Source organism: Peribacillus sp. JNUCC 23 (genome assembly GCF_053653995.1).
The window spans coordinates 2,092,927-2,114,156 of the sequence record NZ_CM132202.1; the positions used below are offsets into that span (position 1 = coordinate 2,092,927).

Below are 21,230 nucleotides of genomic sequence, written 5' to 3' on the forward strand. Positions count from 1 at the left end.
CAGGTCTTAATAAAAGTTGAAGTAGGGATTGGAATAAAGACAGTTTTACCAGTAGTAGCTTCCATGCCGAATACATAACATTGGATATGGAGAATGGTTGGGGTGGGGACAGCATTAAATGAACAATAAAATTGGTATTTACTTATTAGGGCTGTCTTGTGGCAGCTCTTTTAGGCATTAAGTATTATTAAATTTAAAGTAAAAACGAAACAATCATCCGATAGTATATCAATGATTGTGCAATTTTTAAGGTAGAGTAGTTTGAATTTTTATGTAACTTTAGATGTTCTTGTTTTTTTACACAATGCACTTGACACTCTCGAAAAATTACACAGAAATTTAGACATTTCTGTACTACAACTATGGTTATCAGAGAATGAAAATTTTATGGATTTTGAATAAAGTGTGATCATAAATCCTGTTGTTACAGTTTTTTTCTTATTCAACAAAAAGGACATTATGTGGAACAATATCTATTAAGAAAATTGGATGTCTATGTTAAAGTTTAGAGGCGATTGTGAAGATTTGTACTTAAAGTACCGGGGCAGGTTTGTGAAAGATGGAATTAGAAAGATTGAATACGAATAAAACATAGTAATTCATTTAACAAGATCGTTTATTCCAGAATCAAATATATGAAACATATCAAATTAAAAATTCGTCTATAAAATAAAAAGGGGGAGTGACTATGAAACTAAAACATTTTCCTATCCTGTTTTTTCTTTGCGTTAATACTTTTTGCTTGTAATAATGGCGCTAACTCGAAAGAAGATTAGGAGAAATATATAGTATTGCATTGAATTCTATAATGGAGTATGACGAAGCATTGAGTAGCAAAAAGGAATTTATAGCAATTGATATGAGTAATTTTAATGAGGCGGACGAACAAGTAAAAAAGAAATTTTAAACTTCTTTGAAGAAAAATATAAAGAGGAGACAATAAGAGTAAGAATACTCATAAAAGATTGTTTGTGAAGTGTTAAACTTAGAATAATAGTCAGAATAGCTAAACAATACAACGAAAGCAATTGCTAATTCTGAATTAATCCATCAAAAGAAAAGCTTAATGAAACTTTTACATATAACCACTCAATTATGTAAATAGTTAAATTAATATAAAATCAGGAAATATTCTAACATCCAAACCAAGGAGGTAGATCCTATGCGAGTTCCTAGACAGGTGCTACAAATGCGCCTTAGTGCTACAACTCTTGTGATCTCTGGAATCTTGTTTGTACTTTATCCAACGATACGACCCTTTTCAGATGAAACATCCTTGCAAGGTGCCTCAGCTTTCGCCTCCACCGATTGGCTTTTGGCACATATACTAGCCATTGTCGCTTTTACACTCCTACCATTAGGTTTACTTGGGCTTCACAACTCTTTACAAGGAACAGCCGTAAACTCACTTGCGTTTTGGGCGGTTGTACTGTGTTTGATAGGAATAGGTCTAACATTGCCGTTTTACGGAGGGGAAACATTCGGTCTACACGCTATAGGGAAAGAGGCTATAAGGCAACAGGCAGCCACCCTTGTTAGTTTAGCAACTGTCGTCCGTTCTGGTGCAGGTCTCGCTATGTTCCTAGTAGGACTCCTCCTACTTGCCATTGCAGCGATTATACTTGCTATCGCAATTTGGCGGTCTGGCAGGTACCCGAAATGGAGTGGTATTCCTTTCGCCTTCGGGATGGGATTATATATTCCGCAATTTCTCGGTGGGCAACCGCTACGAATAGCCCATGGAATTCTGGTCGCCATAGGTTGTCTGTGGATAGCGGTAGGCTTGTGGAGGCAAAGTAACGAGAATATTGATCAGAAGATAGAATCTGTAATTTTCGGCTCCGAAAGTTACAAACAGTCGACAAATTCGGACTAGGAAAAGGATAACATACTTTATTACTAAAGATTGTGAAGGAATGTACTTAAACTATAGGGTGCGTTCGTATTAAAAGGTTAACCAGTAAAAATTACTGGTTGACCTTTTTTTAATAGAATCTATTATATCAGTAGCCAGGGTAGGACGTAAGGGTACGTGGGACATGATCCCGTGAGCTAAACTGTCCGCCTCCCTACTTGTAGAAACATGTTTGAGGTTGGTTGGGACGTCGATCTCGTATAACAAGCGAAGCTATGACACTATACATAGAGGACTAGGGGGTACTGGTTAGTACGTAGAGGAGGAAAAAACGATGAAGCCAGTAGTTGGTCTGGATGTGGCAAAGGGAGAGAGCCAAGTTCAGGCATTTTTAAATAAATCAAAACCGTATGAACGGAGTGGTTTTTTATGGTAAGGTGAAACGAAGATAAAAGGAGAGATTATTACTTTGGAGCCGGAACCTAAAGAAGAAGTGAATGTTAAAGATGAAAAAAAGAAATTTTATAAAAAATTGTTAAAGGGATTTATAATAAGCGGTTTGTTATTTATTGTATTGGTCGGGTATGGAGTTTATTCGTTGTTCTGTGATATGAATAGATTGCCGACAGGAGAATACCTTACAGAAAAGACATCACCTGATGGAAAATACACCATAAAAGCATATGTCAACAACGGAGGTGCTACATCATCATATTCTGTTCGTGGTGAGTTGGTCTTTAATAAAAGAAATAATAAAACCAAAAATATTTATTGGAATTATCGAGAAAATACTGCAACTATTACTTGGACAGACAATGATACAGTAGTCATTAATGGGCATCTATTAGATGTACCAAATGAAAAATTTGATTTTAGAAATCAATAGTTACTTACTCAACTAACGGGTTCTATAGCATGATAAGGGGTTGCTAAGGCAGGTTAGTTCAATAGAGTATGTAATAATAATCTTTATTATTTTACTGTTTTTACGAACGAATGGGAAGAAAGGAATATATTCATAGATCTAGTACGTTTGGAGGAACCAAAGTAGAGGATGTTGCGTATGGCTGGCAAGATATCTCAGTATTATGTGTTGAATATGAGAACACAGATTTAATTGAATGTACCTTGTTGAACTAACAGGTGCAAGGTTGAATTAAAAAACGAATCAATAAATGTAAAATGTTAGGATGAATCATTTGAAAAAAGATTTTAAAAAGTAATTTGCCTGTATCCAGAATATTAAAGGATACAGGCTTTTTTGATGATGCTATGCTCATTTCACTAAAAGTCAGTCTGCATAATCGTATTTTTCAAGTACTTATTAAATTTCGTACATTCAAATTCCGAAATATTCCTTGGATAGCTTAAGATGACAAGTTCATGAGGTGAATTCTGTTTTCGATACGCGGGATGGTTATGTTGGTAATTATTTTCATGAAAGCCAAGTCGTAAATAAAAGTTCTTGCGTCTAATAGAAATAGGATCTACTGGAGGGTCAATTTCTAAAATTACAAGGCTGTGCATATCACAAAACTTTTTTAAACAACGAGAACCTACGCTATTTCCTCGCTTATCAGGATCAATTGCAAAATGTTCAATATAACAATAATATGCGGTTTCCCAATAAAAGATAATGCCAACAAATACGCCTTTTTCTAAGACTACTTCGCAATGATATTCAGGATTATTTAATGCTGCTAATTGATTTTCAAATAATCTTTGTTCGTGTTCTGGAAAGCTGACTTCATATAAATCAAATGCTTTATTAAATAATAAATCATCTGATCCAGTCAATCGGAAAAATTCCATAATTAGTAGCCTCCCTTATTTCTTCAGTATAATGCTCTTTTATTATTGTCCATATATTACTATAATTTTAACTGTGCTTCAAAGTGAAAAGTCCTTATCTATTGAGTTTTTATTAAAAGTCAAGGGATAAAGTAATGCACTTAATATATCAGTATCCTTTATAGAATGTGTAACATATTGAAATTTCCTTTAAGTTGTAAATCAGTAATTTACTAACTCTATCCCATAATAATCTGAGTTTGCGAATAAATAAACTCTTCGTATGAAGCTTCTATTTTGAAAGTTATTGTAAAATAAAAGATTGACAAAATTAAAACAGGTCGGTATAGTTTTGGATAATAATTAAAACTTTTTAAATATAATTTTATGAAACGCAAAGATTAGGAGTAGTAAAAGCTCATTATTTGGTGAAGAGAGCTGCGGGTTGGTGCAACGCAGTCCAATAAGACTTTGAACTTGCCTAGGAGTGGTAAGGTAAATAGAATTGACTGACTATCTATTTGCTAAAACGATTAACCTTCGTTACAAGGTTTTTAAGTAGGGTTCATGAAGAACCAATTAGAGTGGTACCGCGGTTTGCTTAAGGCATATCGTCTCTTATTTCATTTGATAATGAAGGAAGAGACGATATGCCTTTTTTGATTTTAGGAGGTAAAAAATGAAAGATAACAACCAGGAATTACAGAGAACAATGACCTCGCGTCATATTACGATGATGGCATTAGGTGGTGCCATTGGTGCAGGATTATTTAAAGGAAGCAGCGCAGCCATTGACATGGCTGGTCCATCAGTACTTATTGCGTACTTAATCGGAGGTATTATTCTGTTATTTGTTATGCAAGGTCTAGCAGAAATGGCAGTTCGCAATAGCGATGCAAGAACCTTTAGAGATTTAGTGCAATCGATTCTTGGAAAATACCCCGCTTATTTTTTAGATTGGATCTATTGGAAAATGTGGGTTTTAAATATTGCAGCCGAATCGGTGGTTGCGGCTATTTTCATTCAATATTGGTTGCCAGACTATCCGATTTGGATACTTGCCTTATCTGTCTCCTTGTTAGTTACAGCCGTTAACTTGTTATCAGTTAAGGTTTTTGCAGAAACGGAATACTGGCTTGCGTTAATTAAGATTACCGTAATTGTGGTGTTCATCATAGCAGGGTTAGCATTGTTACTTGTAACATTTGGCAATCATACAGCTGTTGGTTTTTCAAACTTAACAGATCACGGTGGTTTCTTTCCAAACGGACCAACAGGCTTAATTGCTGCAATGCTTGTTGTTATCTATTCTTATGGGGGCACTGAAATTATTGGTATTACGTTAGCTGAAACAAAAAATCCTGAAAAAGTGGTACCAAAAGCTGTGCGCAGTACATTAGTACGAATTACTTTCTTTTACTTGCTACCATTCTTTATTATCGTTAGCTTAATTCCTTGGAATGAAGTAAACGGAGTAGCAGAAAGTCCATTTGTGATGGTATTTAATATGATTGGGATCCCTGGTGCAGATCATTTTATGAATGCTGTTGTTTTACTCGCGATTATTTCATCCATGAACTCGGGCTTATATGGCTCATCACGCGTTCTGTATACACAGGCTGTGGACGGGCGTGTTCCTAAAATTTTTGCACATTTATCAAAAAATAAAGTTCCAGTGTATGCTATATTAATGTGTACGTTAGCTTTATATATGGGAGTAATCATTTCTTTATTTGCAGGAGAAAAAACCTTTGAATTCCTAATGGGTTCACTAGGATACACCGTATTATTTATTTGGTTAATCATTGCGGTTGCACATCTGAAATCACGTAAAAAACAGCCAGAAAGAAAAAGTGCCTATAATGTAAAATGGTTCCCCTATACAACTTGGGCAGCTATTATTGCTTTAAGCACGATCCTTATTGGTATTATTTTCACAACATCTATTATCGTAACAGGTATTACGTTAGCCATTTATATTTTTATTACGTTAACTTATATATTTAAAGGTCGTTTTCATGAAGATGAAGTTAAATAGAAAATCATCTAAACGCTTTTTTATTCGTGGAAAAAAATTGTGAAATTTTGTACTTAAACTATTGGGTGCTTTACTTCAATAAGGAGTAGAGCATTTTTCTTATTGAGTTAACGGGGCAGGTTAATTCAAGATAAAAAATATTAAAATAGAGTGTTGGAAGGTGATGATTAAGAGTGCATGGATACCCAGAAGAAATCGATTTAATTTCGTTATTTGAGTGTGAACCTACATTGTCCGATACAACTTCGAAAAATCTTTTTATCATGAAGCCACATATCAATTTTCTAATAGAGAGGAAGACTTCGTTGTTACACTCTCACCATCTTACTGTGAAGTAAAAATACAAGTTGCCCAACGGACTTCTAATAAATTGATATCACTCCTTGATTTAAAGAGGGTTGATAATTTTGAAATTAAAGCAGATAAAAAAGATTGATCAAGTGTACTTTTAAGGATTCAGAATGATGATTTTACACAAGCAATTGAAATTGATTTTAAACCGAAATTTAAACTGATTTTTAAAGAACATTTCGCAAAGTACAGCAGAGTCATCTTCAAGTAACGGGTAGCGTTTCTACAATAAGTGGCAACGCTTTTTTACTAACGAGTCAGTTTAGTTAGAGAACACTAAAATGAGGTGTCTCCTAATGAGAAAATACATTATCTTACTGTTAATAATTTTTTTTATTTTTGTTCCTGACAATACAGAAGCTAAAAATGAAGGTTATGAAATCGTTTCAAAGTTAAGCAAAGAAAATATAACCTTGTATGCTAAGAAAATTGGGAGCCTATACCTCTGCTAAATCCACTATAGTGATGTCTTTATAATCTTTTTTACTTCCTCCAAATAATCAATGTACTGCTTTCGGGCATAACAGAATGTTTTTAGTGTATTGCTGCTTTTTCCTGTTACTTCTAAATACTTCATCATAGGCACTACAGGCATTCGACCTTTATCAAGAGGCATATATCTTTATCTAGTAATACTTCCTGTACTCTCATAATATCCTCCACCTTAAATCATAGAATTATAAAATTAACATATTAAACTAGCATTTTTTAGTATAGTTTATAATTCTAATATGCATTAAAAAAGAGGATATTAGCTTATAAATTGAACTAATTATCCTCTAATAATCATAGTACAGTTAATAGTAAAAAGATTGATCAAAAGTCCTGTATTGATTTTTTTGTTCCGCAATTGGACCAGTTTGCTTAAAATCAGAAAGGTCTTATAAATGTTGCATTTTGTTTAATAAGAAAAAGGAGAAAACTCTCAAATGAGGAGACCACTAAAATATATACTAAGCTAAATTCTTCTCTTAGTAACTTCTTGACTTCACTGTTTCCTGTTAGTTCTAATCTTATCGAGTCTGCTTCACCACTTACATTTAGTGAGAATTTTATGAATGGACAACATAGATTTTCGTAAGAAATCCATTCAGCAATTTTTTATAACATCGAGGGGTGATTGGGATAACTAAAAGTATAGGAATTGGTCGACTTTTACACTTTTTTCTATTTTTTTTGGCGTAATAGCAGATTAGGTACTAATCGAATGTAAATTAGTTCACCTGCAAGTTCAACGATCGTCTGTGTTACGATTACGGCGGCTACCAACGTGCTTAAATCATCGGACAAAGCTAAGGCAAGAGGAAGAACCACAAGCGAATTTCGTGTTGATCCACTGAAGATAAGGGCACGACCTGATCCTGTATCGAGGTTAAACCACTTAGCAATGAATCGAGAAATAATTGGCATGATGATCATAAAAGCAATATATATCGGAATTACTTTGATGATTAGGTGATTGTAGGTAGATAATTTGCCAATTTGAGATGCTACGACAACAAAAAGAGTAAGTGCCATGAACGGAACAGGTAGCCATGCTGATAGATCTAATATTGTATTGCCGACAGGTGCTTTTCTTGCAAATAGCTGTATGGCAATAGCGATTCCCAGTGGAATAACGATGAGACCGAAAAATGCTTCCAAGAATGGACCTGGTTCCACTATTCCTTCTGCTTCATCTCCCATAAACAGCCATAAATACAGAGGCAAAAGGAGCATTTGTGTAATGAAAAGAATTGGTGTAGACATAAGGATAACCTTCTCATTTCCACGGCCTAGAGCTGTAAAAACAATGACATAATCAATACAAGGGGTAAGTAAAACTAAATAGACCCCCAGCAATAACGGTGGATATTCGGGTAATAACTTTGATAGAATCCATACTACAATGGGTACTGCTATATAGTTAACTGTTAATAGAGCCAAGATAAAACGTCGATTAGCAAACGACTTTTTTAAAGATGTAAAAGGAATCTGTGAAAACATACTATACATTAAAATAGCGATGACAGCAGAGATCATTACATCTAATTGTCCTGCAAAATCTGGAACTATTAATCCAAATCCGGCTGCTATCACTAGTACAATGATATATAGCCAAACTTGATTATTTTCTAATTTTTCTCTAGTAATCATTAGTAGTTCTTCCCCTTTTATTTTATATAACAATTCTTTCTAACTATAAACATTGTAAAATTAGAAATCAACGATTCTAACAAGGACTGGAAAATGTATTATCATGGGTTTTGTGTAAAAATGTTCATGTTCACCCTCTAGGAATGCGGTGGATAAAAATTACAAACTAAATCAACTACAGAATAAATTAAACATAGTTATTCAACTAAAGTGAGCGATTGTTGAACAACATAGGTAGAAAATGAATAAACTTTTTTATAAAAACCAAACTAAAATCTAATAAAGAAACAGCCATTTTGATCAATCTTAATTCAAAACACGCTCTTTCTTTTTGTTCGTTTATTAAGGTTAATAGCATCATTTTTATCAAACTTTATTACAAAGCTACACTAGTAATTATTTGATTTTCTTAATAAGCTAACGAAGCAGATTAGTTTAACAAGGTTGATAAAGATAATTTATTCCGGCAAAAAATAAGACCCTTCGATTTAGGGAAATCAAGGGTCTTACCTTATAGATAAAAATAATCTAATTATGAGTCTTTTCAAGAGCTAGTTTTATACCAAAACCTATGAGTATAGTACCTGTGATTCCTTCAATAATATGTTGTGTTTTAGGTTTTTTCATAAAAGTACTAATCTGATTAATTAAATAGACATAAAGTAAAAACCATATGGCAGTCAATACAGTATAAGTGATACCCATTATAAGAAACGGTAAAAAGTTATTGCTTCCAGAGTCCACGAATTGAGGCAAAAAGGTTAAGAAAAAGACAGAAACTTTGGGATTTAGGATATTTGTAAGGAACCCTTGTTTAAAACAAGATGTGTTTACAAACTGGCTTTTTGTGTTCATCTCAACCCTTGCGGCTTCTTCCTTTTTCTTCATAGACCATAATGTCTTAATACCCAAATAAATTAAGTAAACAGCACCAACGTATTTGAAGACTGAAAATAATAATGCTGATTTCACAATGATGGCTGAAAGTCCTAATACAGCAGCAGAAGTATGGATAAGAAGGGCGCAACAAGTACCTAAAGCTGTTTTAAGACCCCCGATACTCCCAAAGGTGACAGTATTTTTTGTAGCAATTGCAGTATCGGGACCGGGTAAAATAATTAAAAAAATACACATGAGGACAAACAGATAAAAGTGTTCCATTTTTATATCACCTTTCTGATTATGTAATTCTTACATTGTATTATATATAAAACGTGTTATTAATTGAACATAAACATTATTTGTTTGATGTCCTTGTTGAACTAACGGGGCATAATAATTCAAGAAGTTAATTGGATTATTATGATGAAAATAAAGGTGAGATAATGAAATATGAGTAGTTGGCTGTATGGTTTGTACGCTTTAAATTAGAGGTAGTCTCTTTTTTTACAGGAGAATTAATAACCTTTGTTATACTAGGCTTTATATTGTTAAGCCTTAACAATATAAATTCAACATTAAAGAAAATATAAAAAGCAAACGATGTAAAGGTGATTAATGGGGCGTACTTTACATACAATATTAGGTAATTTGTATTTAATTTAGAGAGCTATTTAAAAGGAGGGTTTTTTTGCGTAAATATTAATTTATATTTTTATTATTACCCTTAACTTTATTTATAGGTTGTAACAATCAAAATGTTGTAAAACATGATTATAACTTTCACGGTGAAAGTGAACATTGGTCTGCTGAATATGTAGTGGCTGGCGAAGGAACTTTTTCTGAAAAAGAAAAAAACACATTATGTTAGTGAAGTTTCAACAAATTTTATCCTCACTTTTAATGGTAGTTCAGACGAAATCTCATCAATGAAAAATTTGAAGTAAATTAATTGATGCCATTGAAAAAACAATGCTTTATAAAAGTTTCGAAGATTTTCATAAAAATACAGATAGTAAAAGGACTTTTTATTAGCCGATGATGATAGAAGAAAATATTGAAATTAATAATATGTGATTAAAAAGTCGATCAGGGTAGTCAATCTGAGGATCTTTCAATTGAAGCTTCTTTTTTCATTGTCGTTAGATAAGGTTAACTATGTGAATGGACTTAAGACTAAAATCATACATATAAATTCTCTAATAGGGATAGTTTAAGTTTATTCTGATATCTGGTATTGTTTGAAAAAATTTGAAGTTTATTTACAATAAAGGAATGATTAGTAAGAGAAAAAAAGGAGAGTTTTTATAAAAATCCGTAATCTTATCTTTATTTTTGTATGATTGATTTGCGTAGTCGGTTTATATCTTTTATTAGATTTTGAAAAGGCTTTTAGCAAACTTTCAATCGTAGAGTTACACGAGTTGGCGGAAAAAGAAGATGCCGAAGAACAAGGGATTCATCATAAGAATCCTTTCTTTTGGTATTTGTTTAGTCGCAATAACCTTAGTAGAAATAGATTCTTTTTTCATCTTTTGAGTGAAAAAGAAAATCCCACGAAAAAACTGATAGATCAACCCTTCCATGGTATTTTTTATATGTTGGTGAATAATCTAGGCTTATTTCTTTTGAATATTTTCGCTCATAAAATTATTTCCTCTTTATTTATCCTTACTTGTTTATCGACTGTTGATAATGTGAGTTGGCATAACTCCAACAACTGTAGTATCATCAAACTAGAAAAACTAAAAAAGTATTTGAAGTTTTCTTTTCTTAAGGGGGAGTATAAGTTGAAGACACGAATCATACAAGCATTCATTGAAGAAACTAGAAATAATGGCATTAAGTTCAGAATGGATGATCTGGCGAAAAGACTTGGGATAAGTAAGCGTACGTTATATGAAATTTTTTCATCAAAGGTAGATATTCTTGATTCCATTATCGATTTGACGCTTAGTGAGTTTGACGAACAGACTCGCCTAATTATCGACAATCCTGAATTCACACTCGCGGAAAAAATAAAAAAAACTATTGTTGTCTTACCTAAATACAATGAGTTTTACGATTTGCGTATTTTGGAGCAATTGAAACGGTTCTACCCTGAACAATGGGAACGCGTAAATCGCGAATTGAATCAGTGGAATGATCTTAAAGCACTTCTTGAAGAAGGAATCCAATCGGGGATCATTAAGGACATGAACATCGACTTATTGATGAAACTAATTATTGGGGCTTCGAATATAACGCTTGATAGACAATTCTTTTTAGGGCATAGTATCTCAGTAACAGAATCATTTGAAACCATTGTGGATGTATTATTGAGTGGAATTCTGACTGAAAAAAATGATGAATATACTGGCACATAATATGCCAGTTTCTTTTCTCTCTAAGAAAACTATAAAAACAAAAATATTTTTTAGGGTTTTTTTAACCAATTAATAGACAAGGATTTGAAATAGCGATGGAAAAAGAACAAATAATAAACCGTTTAGATACAGAATCAGTAGGGAAATCTTTCCTAAGGTATTTAATCCCCTCAATCGTCGGAATGTTGCTGATGGCTGTCAATATCGTTATTGACGGAATTATGGTCGGCAACAAGCTAGGTCCAGTCGCTCTGGCAGGTGTGGGTATTGCTGGACCAGTCTATACCATTTTTGTCGCCATGTCATTGTGGGTTGGTATCGGTGCGGCAACTCGTTATTCCGCTATGATGGGCGCAAAACGACCAGATCAAGCACGTATCATTTTTTCACATGCCATAAGTTCTATATTTATCTTGACGATGATCATCGGGCTTACTGCCTTTGTATTTAGAACAGAACTCGCGTATTTACTTGGCGCGAATGTTGATACGTTTGAATATACATCGGATTATCTGAACGTCATGTTATTGTTTGGGTTTGTCTTCACTGTAGAAAATGCTTTTAGTATTTTAGTGAGAAATGATGGCGGTCCAAATGTAGCAATGATTGCGCTTATTACCACGTCAGTTGTCAATATCATTTTGAACTATGTGTTTTTATTCGTGCTTGATTTTGGCGTGGAAGGTGCAGCTGCTGCAACAGTCTTAGGGGCATTTAGTGGACTTATCATACTTTGTACGCATTTTTTCAGAAAAAAAAGCAACTTACGTTTCGTGCGTTTCAAATTTGATAAGAAGCTTGCTCTGCTTATATTAGTCATTGGTTTCCCAAGTTTTCTTGCAGAAGTCGGGATTTCAGTTTTTACGATTTCGCATAACCTCGCGTTTAAAAATCTCGTCGGAACTGTCGGTGTATCAGCATTTACCATTTTGAATTATGTTCATAGTGTAATGTTACTATTATTTTTAGGAATGGGATCCGCCATCCAACCACTGATTAGTTATTATAGTGGAGCCAAAGATGAAAAGAAGATGAAACAAACAATAAGGCTTGCGATCGGGACAGCTTTGGTAGCTGGTATCTTATTTGTGTTAATCGGTCAATTTGCAGCAACACAGATTGTCAGTTTGTTCGGTGATTTCTCTGAAGAAGTGGTGACACTGGCTGTATCGGGCATTAAACTATTCTTCATCGCATATCTCTTTATGGGAACAAATTTTGTCATGATGACATATTATCAATCTATTGGACACATCCGAATGGCAACATGGATTACTGCAGCACGTGAAATTATCGTTTTGCTCATCTTGCTTATGATCATGCCTCGACTATTTGGATTAACAGGCGTCTGGCTCGCAATCCCAACATCCGAATTCATCGTACTTCTGACAATTTATTATTATCATAGAAAATGGTATCTCTAAGATATGGATTTGGTGCAGCGTTCCTGTAATAACTATCATCAATTGTTAATGCTCGAAAGGGTGCTTTAGTAAAAAAAGACTTATCTATGGAATGAAGAGATAAGTCTAGACTTTTATGTTGAGAAACTTACGCATGTTCCTGACGTTACCCCTTATAAAGAGGAATCCTTTAGTGTTTCGTCGATTTCGTCTTGCGTAATCCCGATATATCGTTTAGTGATCGACGGAGCGGAATGGTTAAAGCTAATTTGCAGGAATGCCAGGTCTTTCGTTCTCCGATAATACGCATATCCGAATGCTATGCCGATGTCATCTCTAGCACTTCGCTGGCCTTCACAAGCGCTCTGTAGGCTTGTGTGGGAGAATGGGGAAAAAAATTGCCCTTCCGGTTTAGAAACAGGTACTCTCCATCGCATATATGAGCCGTATAATTCTCGATTTCTTCCCCTAGCTTCACTGGCAACATAAATCGCTTCGTTTTTTTCTCTAGAATCGCCACATGCGTTTTCTCTCGGACATCGCCAACAGTCAACGGTACAATATTACTGACCCTAAGTCCGGTATTGATCCCAAAGACAAATAAAAAATAGTCCTGTTCGGAACCATATCACCGTAGCGTCCATTTCATAACCTCGATTTCTTTGGACGTTCGTAACGGCTGCACGTTCTTTTCTTTCATAATTATCCTCCGATATCGTACATTCAACGTATGATATGGATAGTTTATCAAGAGGGACCAGTTATATCAACGAAATGAATGTGCGAAAATATATAAAATCATATATTCAGAAAAAAACCTTCTTCAACTAAAGGCAGGATTGTTGAACAAGGAAATGATAAAGTGGAATTATATAGAAAAACGGAGAGGTGTCCAATAAATGAAAAAAGTCTTTGCAATTATTTTCCTTCTTTTGCTAACTGGGTGTAATTCAAATGGTACAGTTGAAAAATTAAAAGAAGAATATCCCAAAACGGTAAAAGAAGTGGCTGAGAAATTACCTGGTAAAATTCAAGAAGAGTTAGCAGCACCGACGGAATTACCTTTTGCTGTTGAAAATGTGGTTTTACGTTTCACTGCGAACCCTCCAGGAGACCCCAAAGGAGATATTTTCGATACTGAATTTATGTATGGCGGCGAAAGTGTAAATCTTCATATAACTACTTATCACTATAAAAATGCAACCTTTTCTTCTGATGATAAACAATTCAAGACAGTAAAATTAAAGAACGACATAAAGGCTCTTATAGAAGGTGATGACGAGAATCTGAAAGAAATTCGTTGGAAAAAAGACGGACTTTATTATTCAATTATGCTTATTAAATCTCCAAAACTCGAGAAGAAATACACGATCGAAGATGTTGTAAAGATTGCCGACTCGATGGAATATTAAATGAGAATGTATTCAAGTAACGAGGCAAATAGTTAAGGTAGTCTAATTAAGTTAATGGTGCTTTAATTCAACAACAAGACCACCAATTTAGTGGTCTTTTGAATATACGAAAATATGCAAAATCATACATTCAAAAAGACCCCTTCTTCAACTAAAGAAGCAGGTTAGTCGAATAAGAAATGATATTTAGTTAATATAAAATATTGAATCTAATGAAGTAGTTAAGGAGTGAAATAATGTTAGTAGATGCAGGAGATATTTTGCTTTGCAAAGCACCTAATAACTGGTTTACAGCTGTTCGAGTAATTAGCGTCGATCACTCTGAAAATATGACACTTATATATCCAGCAGCTTATATTGCTGAAACACCCCCTGATATAGATGACCCATTGTTGTATAAAATTTGCAGGGAAAATGATATATATGTTACTTGGGTTGATGGTATAGTGTCACCTAAAGGTTTTCAAAAGTTAATGAATGTCCCTTTAAAAGAATGGGAAATAAAGCAAATCAATCGTCGAAACTCGTATTCCCCTAGTTGGTTAGGATTTAGTAATCCAGCGTACTATGCATGGTTGGAAAAAAATGACCCGGAACTCTATGACAAACTTGTTTATGGTGTAAGTGATGAAAACCCACAGCCTGCAATAATTAAAAGCTTACATGCCACAAAGTTTTGGAATATCATTAAACTAATTGATTTGGATGATGAAGAAAATGGAATAGAAGCAGCCATTGAAAGATTAGCCTCTTATAGTGAAGAGGATATTAAAGCATTTGAGGAAGCTCTATCTCAAAGATTATATAAACTGGATACAAAGTTACATGCAGAGCAAATTGGAGATAATGCTTACCAAAATGATGAAACATACTTTTCTCCGGACTACTTTTTATATGCCCGTTGTTACGTAGTTGCTAAAGGAAAAGAATTTTATAATGAGGTAGTTAAGAAACCTAAGAATATGCCAAAAAATAAAGAGTTTGAACCTTTATTAGAACTTGCAAGTACAGCATATGAAAGAAAAACAGGCGAAGACACGGAATTTATATCATCTGTGGATTATGAAACTTTTTCAAACGAAGAAGGATGGCTATAATAGGATAAAATCATATAGATTAACTATCTCTAGAGAGAGTTTATGAATAATAGCACTTAAACAAACGGGTAGCTTTAGTGAAAGAAGAATTTGCATAAAACACCCCTTTTTTATGCAGCTACCAGGCTTCTTTAGAAGCCGAAAGTGTTGATTCATCAACCATGTATAAAATCATGTATAAACGATAAAAATGGACCATTCGGAACCCCTTGAGCGCCAAGGGGTTTTATGTTTCGGAACTTCTGAGAGTTGGTTTTATGTTAACTAGATTTGTATAACGTATTCATTTGATGCTTTTGAGATCTTATTGAAAGTGGAAGATTAGTGAAAATAATGAAATTTAAAAAGGTATTTTCTACATAATTCCAGAATCAATAAAAAAACAATACAAGAGGAGAAATAAATAATGAGTTTACATATTACTAAAGAATTAAATACAAAAGACAAACAATATATTGACGATGAACTTTATAAGTTTAATCTAAAGCATTTTCCAGAAGATTTAGGAGGTAGATACGAAGAAATTAGTTTATTTGTTAAAGATGAAAACGGTATTGTCCGAGGTGGAATACTTGGTGCAATATGTTGGAATTGGTTAGAGATACACAGTTTATTGTTAGATGAGGATATAAGAAAAATAGGGTATGGAACTAAATTATTATTAGAAATAGAGAACATAGCTTTAGAAAAACAATGCGATTTTATCAAGGTGGATACTTTGAGTTTCCAAGCATTAGGTTTTTATGAAAAGAACGGTTATAAAGTGTTCGGAAGTATAGATAATGTAGGCAGAGACTATAAGCATTACTATTTAAAAAAAGAGCTAAAGAATTTTTAATTAGTTAAATAAGCAGCTAAAAGGATCTTCGACTGATGATCCTTTTTTCATTACCGATAATTCACTTTATGTTAACTAGTTTTGTATAGAGTATTCATTCAATTCTTTGAGATCTTATTGAACTAAATGGCAGTTTAGTAGAACAAGGGTTACAATTTATATAATTGAAACATAAAAGATTATAGGGAAAAAAGAGGGGATGTGTACAGTGAAAATTGCAAAGATTACGCTATTCGTTGTTAGCATCTTAGCATTAGGAGTCTTCCTACTAGTTAACCAAATGACTCCAATTCCAGGAGCTTCATCCGGAAACGGTAATCCAGCTTTGTTGATAGCTTGGATTCTAATTCCACTACTCATATTGATGGTACTATTATGGGTTCGAATTTTTCATGTGCATTCGATTAGCAACACTGTTTTTATCATCAGCATATTCGGCATTCTCGTTCACTTAACAGTTGCATTTTTTTATCAAAAAAATGAATTGAATGAATATCGCCAAGTCATAAAAGATGCACTAATAAAAAGAAACGGTGTTGCAGATACGGAATATATTCAAAGCATTACTTCAGGATTGAGTTTTCAGGTGAACAACCAGTATTTTAATATAAATACTTATTTTATGTTTGTAACCTTTTCGATTTTCGTTGCTATTGTGTATACTCTTTGGGACCTTTGGGAAAAGAAAGAAAAAAGCCAGAAGTAAGGCATTTTTGCAGCTCTACCGCATTTCCACTATCCAGCAATCGGTCGCTTTAATTAAACAAGCATAAAAGATCTTCGACCGGAAGAGCCCTTTTTCAGTACCTATAAGGGTGATTATGTAAACTCTTCTTAATAAAATAAGAGGAGTTTTTTAATCTAGCTTATTAAGCTAACGAGGCAGGTTAGTTGAATAAGAATCGACTTTAATAATAAAAAATAAATTATAATAAAGATAACGTTTACTGATTGTAGGTGGTGGTTTCTAATGCTTGATGGTGTAGGTGGAATGTTATTAGCCTATTCAGACTTGTTTCTTGTTCAGTGTCCTAGGTGTAGCAGTTGTTCCAGAATTTTCACTCCGAATAACGCAAAAGGTAAAGATGAACCTAGATATTTGGGACATGAATCGAAACGGTTGTTATGTGTCAAATGTGGCTACACCAAAGATATTCATCCCAAAAGAAGATGGGATAATCTCTGGGCTTTTAGCCACGAATTATATAATGAGAAACAGGGAGTTGATTGGTACTTTGGTTTGCCCTTGTATCTTCAAACTCAATGTTGTGGGCATAAACTTTGGTTCTTTAATTATGAACATCTTTTCGATATAGAGAATTATATTAAAGAACATGTAAGACCTTCTGGCTTATATTATTTAAGTGCTAAAAGTAGACTACCAAAATGGATGAAACTTTCGAAAAACAGGGATGAAGTCCTTAAAGCAATAACAAAATTAAAATTTCTTTAATGTAGATTTCATCAAATCAGCTTTTTCATCTTCCACTAACGGACAGGATAGCTGTAGAAAGAAATTAATAAAATAGAAATTAGCAATTAAAATTAAGTAAGGCAGCCATAATCATAACTATTGTGAAAGATGACAAGAATCAATTGAGAAGAAACAGTAAGTATTGGTTCTTGTTTCACTAATGGAGTGCGATGTTTGAATCAAAAGGCTAATTTAAAATACTAGGTTTATAAGAGGTTGCTATGAATAGAGAAGAAAGAAAAAAAGATTACAAGATATTATCGAATTAAATAGACAAAATGCCATCAAGCAGGAGTATGAAGAACTTGCTACTGAATTTTGTGATGAACTTTTAGAGAAAGAAAGTATTAATGTGTTAACTGTGGAGCAAAGCGAAGGTACAGTAGATCGGTTTGTGGAAGAATTTCCTTTTGATTCTTCAGGAAGTGTTGCACGAATTGATTGGGAGAAAATGAGTATAAAATTTCAAATAGATGGAGCACATCATCTATCTTCCTTCATCAAACAAGGTGGTTTTGAAAATAGTGTTGTTTATCTTATGAGAAAAACATCGTCATCCCCTAACCAAACCCCAGTTATTTCTACAACAATAGAAAATATAATAATCAGTTTCGACAATATATCGTATGAAGAACAGTTTATTTATTGTCCAAGAGAAAAATATGTAATAGAGGTTCTATGGAGTGAAGAGATAATTGCTGGGTGGCAAGAATAATAAACGAATAAGTTCATTTACTGCCAGTGAATTAAATTTTCTTATTCAAGTAACGGGCAGGTTACTTGAGGATAGATCCTCTATTAATCCCAAATGAATGAGATGAATTTATATGAAGCAGTTTGTAATAGATTTTTTTATCCTTTTTATTGGGATAATAGTGATTGGTATAATATTTGAACCTTCGAATTTACCATTTCAAGGAATAGTACGGAAAAAGGCTTTTGATTTAGATTTTAATGGGATTGTAAGAGCAATAGTAATATCTTTGATCTATGCTTTAATAGGGTCTTTTATTCGAAGGATTTTTTCGAAAAAATAGGGATTATCTTATTCAACTAACGGAGTGCTTTAATTCAACAACGTGACCACCAAATTGGTGGTCTTTTGAATGTACGAAAATAACTAAAATCATACATTCGAAAAAACTCCTTACTCAACTAAAGATAATGCAGAACCATCCACTAAAAACGCTTAAAAGGCGATTTATAGCCTTCGTAGTGTTGGTTTGAAATAAAGTTTGATCAAAAATACCTCGTAAACTCTTATTTTACAATAAATAAAAAGAAACCGTTTTGAAAAAAGATTATTCAAAATGGAGTCTTTGCCAGCAGATTTAAGTCTGGTTTTATAAAAAAGATTGATCATTTGTAAATATAGTCTTCCACAATCGCTCCCGATTGTGGAAGACTAATAATAGTAAGGTGGAATACTAAAACCAGCTCATCCAAACTAGAAATTTAAATTTTTTAATCCATTCATACTGTTTTTAAAATATGTCCATGGAATTCATCATGCTGGGCAGTTGGATGCCGTGCCAGCGGCTTACATCGCATTGGCCATATTCATTATCACCCACAGCAACCACCGTGCCATCAGATCTAAGCCCGATGGTATGAGCGCAACCCGCCGCAACCGCCACAATATCGCGCCACCCACTTACATTGCATTGTCCATGCTTATTCAAACCCACAACCGCCACTGTGCCGTCAGATCTAAGCCCGATGGTATGATTACTACCCGCCGCTATCGCCACAATACCATTCCATCCGCTTACATCGCATTGGTCATGCTTATTCAAACCCACAGCCGCCACTGTGCCGTCAGATCTAAGCCCGACCGTATGAAGGTAACCCGCGGATACCGCCACTATGTCGCTCCAGCCGCTTACATTGCATTGACCATACCGATTATTACCCACAATCGTCACCGTGCCATCCGATTGAAGACCGACGGTATGCCAGTCACCCGCCGCAACTGCCTCCATATCACGCCAGCCGCTTACATTGCATTGGCCTTCATTATTTCGGCCCACAGCTACTACCGTGCCATCCGATTTAAGACCAATGGTACGACGCCAACCTGCCTCAACCGCTACAATATCGCGCCAGTCGTTTACATTGCATTGGTCATGCTTATTCCAACCCACAGCCGCAACCGTTCCGTTAGATTTAAGACCGATTGTATGAGCATTACCCGTGTTCGTCGCCATATGAACATTACCCGCCGCAACCGCCACAACATCGCGCCAGCCACTTACATCACATTGACCATATTTATTATCACCCACAGCCGTCACTGTTCCGTTAGATTTAAGAGCAACTGTATGACGACGACCCGCCGCTATGCTATCTTTAGGCCACCGTTTCACCTTTAACGTCGCCTCTTTCGGTGAAATGTAATCCATGTTTTACCTCCTAAAAACAAGACCTATTTTATTATAAAACGGCATTTTACGAACTGTACTATCCATACAAACGCCCCTTATGTAATTTAATGGTATCACTGTAAATTCAAGATGTGCCTCTGAATCCTCTATACACCACAAAATGGCCCTTTAATGGAATAACTTTATTATCACTTAACATGTTCTTAAACTACAAGAAAAACCGAAATCCCTTCTTTATAAAGATAGGAAACTCCGGTTGACCTTTTTTATATTATCAACACAAAGATTGATCAAAATGGAGTTAAAATTTCTATAACATGGTGCGAAAAATACCCTTAGACAAAGATTATTTAAGGGAAAGGTTCTTTTTGCAAAGATTGTTGTTTTTTAAAATATATAGGATAATTTCGAAACTTTTCCAAACACCATCCGTCTTATAATAAAAAGGGGGAAAGACCTTGAAAAAAATTTTATTTGTCTTTTTTGGAATAATTTCAATTTTCATCGTTGGTTGTTCGAACACATTAGAAAATGAAGAACAGAGTATCAAAGTCCAAAAACTTATTGGTGATGAATATAATTACGAGGACTTCAAAGAAATTATTAATAGTGAACAAGTTATAAAAGCGAAAGAAGTATTAAATGATATTGATTGGGAAAATGCAAAAGTGGAAATGGAACGACCTCCTGATTACAGATTTGGTTTTCAATATAAAAATCCAGATATTGAAGCGAAAGCAGTGTTGTATGAACTTTGGATAAGTCCAAATAAAGACAAAGTAGAACTTGTAATCGATGCTGAAAGTAAATATGCTCAATTAGATAAGAATAAGTCAGCAATACTATTTGAAATTATTACAGGAGAAAATCTATCTGACCTAAAGTAAGTAAATGAACTCAGATTAGAGGTCTTTTTTATGCTCTCCTAATCATTTCAACAGTTGTAATGACTGATTTTCGACAAGCTGAAATAAGCATCTGTTCGACTCGATTTTCAAACGCTAAGTTCTTGCCGAGTTCAAGCGTAAAGGTTTAAATAAAAAAAGACGACCATCAATGGCCGTCCTTATTGTTATTTACTATCAAAAAAATCCACCGCAGAAGCTGGCTCCAATAATGATTAAGAGGATGAACAATACGATTAATAAGGCAAATCCTCCACCAAATCCGCAGCCGCCATCAACACCACATAAACATCTCCTTTTG

At 34.2% G+C, this 21,230-nt stretch carries 16 protein-coding genes, 2 pseudogenes and 1 other annotated feature; of the genes and pseudogenes, 12 read left to right on the forward strand and 6 right to left on the reverse strand.

The annotated features are described in order from the left end of the window. The first annotated feature begins 1,162 nt into the window (after positions 1–1,162). Together JNUCC23_RS10035 and JNUCC23_RS10040 are read left to right on the forward strand one after the other, a co-directional pair. A complete protein-coding gene (locus JNUCC23_RS10035; protein ID WP_403073835.1) occupies positions 1,163–1,876 on the forward strand; it encodes a hypothetical protein in 714 nt (237 codons plus the stop codon). Positions 1,877–2,324: 448 nt separating this feature from the next. Continuing rightward, the gene (locus JNUCC23_RS10040) at positions 2,325–2,741 is read left to right on the forward strand and encodes a DUF5412 domain-containing protein (RefSeq protein WP_454215556.1); all 417 of its coding nucleotides are present in this window, start codon (positions 2,325–2,327) and stop codon (positions 2,739–2,741) included. A 398-nt stretch (positions 2,742–3,139) separates the two neighbouring features. Here the strand turns inward: JNUCC23_RS10040 and JNUCC23_RS10045 are convergent, their stop codons facing one another. Next, the gene (locus JNUCC23_RS10045) at positions 3,140–3,667 is read right to left on the reverse strand and encodes a GNAT family N-acetyltransferase (RefSeq protein ID WP_403073837.1); all 528 of its coding nucleotides are present in this window, start codon (positions 3,665–3,667) and stop codon (positions 3,140–3,142) included. A gap of 367 nt (positions 3,668–4,034) precedes the next feature. Continuing rightward, positions 4,035–4,268: a binding site (T-box leader), on the forward strand. 57 nt (positions 4,269–4,325) lie between these two features. Here JNUCC23_RS10045 and JNUCC23_RS10050 point away from each other — a divergent pair. After that, positions 4,326–5,684: an amino acid permease gene (locus JNUCC23_RS10050; RefSeq protein WP_454215558.1), complete on the forward strand. Its 1,359-nt coding sequence runs from the start codon at positions 4,326–4,328 to the stop codon at positions 5,682–5,684. 1,518 nt (positions 5,685–7,202) lie between these two features. On the opposite strand, the gene JNUCC23_RS10055 is transcribed toward JNUCC23_RS10050, so the two are convergent. After that, positions 7,203–8,171: an arsenic resistance protein gene (locus JNUCC23_RS10055; protein ID WP_454215559.1), complete on the reverse strand. Its 969-nt coding sequence runs from the start codon at positions 8,169–8,171 to the stop codon at positions 7,203–7,205. A gap of 528 nt (positions 8,172–8,699) precedes the next feature. Further along, entirely contained in the window at positions 8,700–9,332 is a 633-nt protein-coding gene (locus JNUCC23_RS10060) for a LysE family translocator (RefSeq protein ID WP_454215561.1), read from the reverse strand. A gap of 1,508 nt (positions 9,333–10,840) precedes the next feature. Between JNUCC23_RS10060 and JNUCC23_RS10065 the strand changes: the two genes are divergently transcribed. The 8 genes from JNUCC23_RS10065 to JNUCC23_RS10100 all read left to right on the forward strand — a co-directional run bounded on the left by JNUCC23_RS10065 (position 10,841) and on the right by JNUCC23_RS10100 (position 18,355). Further along, positions 10,841–11,416 carry a TetR/AcrR family transcriptional regulator gene (locus JNUCC23_RS10065; RefSeq protein ID WP_062183217.1) on the forward strand — a complete coding sequence of 192 codons (576 nt, stop codon included), beginning with the start codon at positions 10,841–10,843 and terminating at the stop codon, positions 11,414–11,416. Positions 11,417–11,511: 95 nt separating this feature from the next. After that, a complete protein-coding gene (locus JNUCC23_RS10070; protein ID WP_062180133.1) occupies positions 11,512–12,840 on the forward strand; it encodes an MATE family efflux transporter in 1,329 nt (442 codons plus the stop codon). An 878-nt stretch (positions 12,841–13,718) separates the two neighbouring features. Next, positions 13,719–14,231: a hypothetical protein gene (locus JNUCC23_RS10075; protein ID WP_454215564.1), complete on the forward strand. Its 513-nt coding sequence runs from the start codon at positions 13,719–13,721 to the stop codon at positions 14,229–14,231. A gap of 236 nt (positions 14,232–14,467) precedes the next feature. Next, positions 14,468–15,328: a DUF4240 domain-containing protein gene (locus JNUCC23_RS10080; RefSeq protein WP_454215566.1), complete on the forward strand. Its 861-nt coding sequence runs from the start codon at positions 14,468–14,470 to the stop codon at positions 15,326–15,328. Positions 15,329–15,734: 406 nt separating this feature from the next. Beyond that, a complete protein-coding gene (locus JNUCC23_RS10085) occupies positions 15,735–16,166 on the forward strand; it encodes a GNAT family N-acetyltransferase (RefSeq protein WP_454215568.1) in 432 nt (143 codons plus the stop codon). Positions 16,167–16,374: 208 nt separating this feature from the next. Continuing rightward, positions 16,375–16,872, forward strand: a complete 498-nt coding sequence (locus JNUCC23_RS10090; RefSeq protein WP_454215570.1) for a hypothetical protein — start codon at positions 16,375–16,377, stop codon at positions 16,870–16,872. A gap of 264 nt (positions 16,873–17,136) precedes the next feature. Continuing rightward, the gene (locus tag JNUCC23_RS10095; protein WP_454215571.1) at positions 17,137–17,619 is read left to right on the forward strand and encodes a hypothetical protein; all 483 of its coding nucleotides are present in this window, start codon (positions 17,137–17,139) and stop codon (positions 17,617–17,619) included. 373 nt (positions 17,620–17,992) lie between these two features. After that, positions 17,993–18,355, forward strand: a complete 363-nt coding sequence (locus tag JNUCC23_RS10100) for a CDI toxin immunity protein (RefSeq protein WP_454215573.1) — start codon at positions 17,993–17,995, stop codon at positions 18,353–18,355. Positions 18,356–19,124: 769 nt separating this feature from the next. On the opposite strand, the gene JNUCC23_RS10105 is transcribed toward JNUCC23_RS10100, so the two are convergent. Further along, positions 19,125–20,042 (reverse strand): RCC1 domain-containing protein, encoded by a 918-nt coding sequence (locus JNUCC23_RS10105; RefSeq protein ID WP_454215575.1) that lies wholly within the window; start codon positions 20,040–20,042, stop codon positions 19,125–19,127. Between the two features lie 440 nt (positions 20,043–20,482). Here JNUCC23_RS10105 and JNUCC23_RS10110 point away from each other — a divergent pair, with 440 nt between their 5' ends. After that, the gene (locus JNUCC23_RS10110; protein WP_454215577.1) at positions 20,483–20,911 is read left to right on the forward strand and encodes a hypothetical protein; all 429 of its coding nucleotides are present in this window, start codon (positions 20,483–20,485) and stop codon (positions 20,909–20,911) included. Positions 20,912–20,939: 28 nt separating this feature from the next. Here the strand turns inward: JNUCC23_RS10110 and JNUCC23_RS10115 are convergent. Further along, positions 20,940–21,047, reverse strand: a pseudogene (locus JNUCC23_RS10115) (IS1595 family transposase); the annotation flags it as partial. 59 nt (positions 21,048–21,106) lie between these two features. Next, positions 21,107–21,202: pseudogene (locus JNUCC23_RS10120) on the reverse strand (YjcZ family sporulation protein); the annotation flags it as partial. Between the last annotated feature and the right edge of the window lie 28 nt (positions 21,203–21,230).

What these genes read in the sequence shown, in the direction of transcription:
- JNUCC23_RS10060 (WP_454215561.1), bottom strand. Translation starts at nt 9,332, where the DNA reads ATGGAACACTTTTATCTGTTTGTCCTCATGTGTATTTTTTTAATTATT.
- JNUCC23_RS10035 (WP_403073835.1), top strand. Translation starts at nt 1,163, where the DNA reads ATGCGAGTTCCTAGACAGGTGCTACAAATGCGCCTTAGTGCTACAACT.
- JNUCC23_RS10055 (WP_454215559.1), bottom strand. Translation starts at nt 8,171, where the DNA reads ATGATTACTAGAGAAAAATTAGAAAATAATCAAGTTTGGCTATATATC.
- JNUCC23_RS10105 (WP_454215575.1), bottom strand. Translation starts at nt 20,042, where the DNA reads ATGGATTACATTTCACCGAAAGAGGCGACGTTAAAGGTGAAACGGTGG.
- JNUCC23_RS10080 (WP_454215566.1), top strand. Translation starts at nt 14,468, where the DNA reads ATGTTAGTAGATGCAGGAGATATTTTGCTTTGCAAAGCACCTAATAAC.
- JNUCC23_RS10070 (WP_062180133.1), top strand. Translation starts at nt 11,512, where the DNA reads ATGGAAAAAGAACAAATAATAAACCGTTTAGATACAGAATCAGTAGGG.
- JNUCC23_RS10045 (WP_403073837.1), bottom strand. Translation starts at nt 3,667, where the DNA reads ATGGAATTTTTCCGATTGACTGGATCAGATGATTTATTATTTAATAAA.
- JNUCC23_RS10095 (WP_454215571.1), top strand. Translation starts at nt 17,137, where the DNA reads ATGCTTGATGGTGTAGGTGGAATGTTATTAGCCTATTCAGACTTGTTT.
- JNUCC23_RS10050 (WP_454215558.1), top strand. Translation starts at nt 4,326, where the DNA reads ATGAAAGATAACAACCAGGAATTACAGAGAACAATGACCTCGCGTCAT.
- JNUCC23_RS10085 (WP_454215568.1), top strand. Translation starts at nt 15,735, where the DNA reads ATGAGTTTACATATTACTAAAGAATTAAATACAAAAGACAAACAATAT.
- JNUCC23_RS10075 (WP_454215564.1), top strand. Translation starts at nt 13,719, where the DNA reads ATGAAAAAAGTCTTTGCAATTATTTTCCTTCTTTTGCTAACTGGGTGT.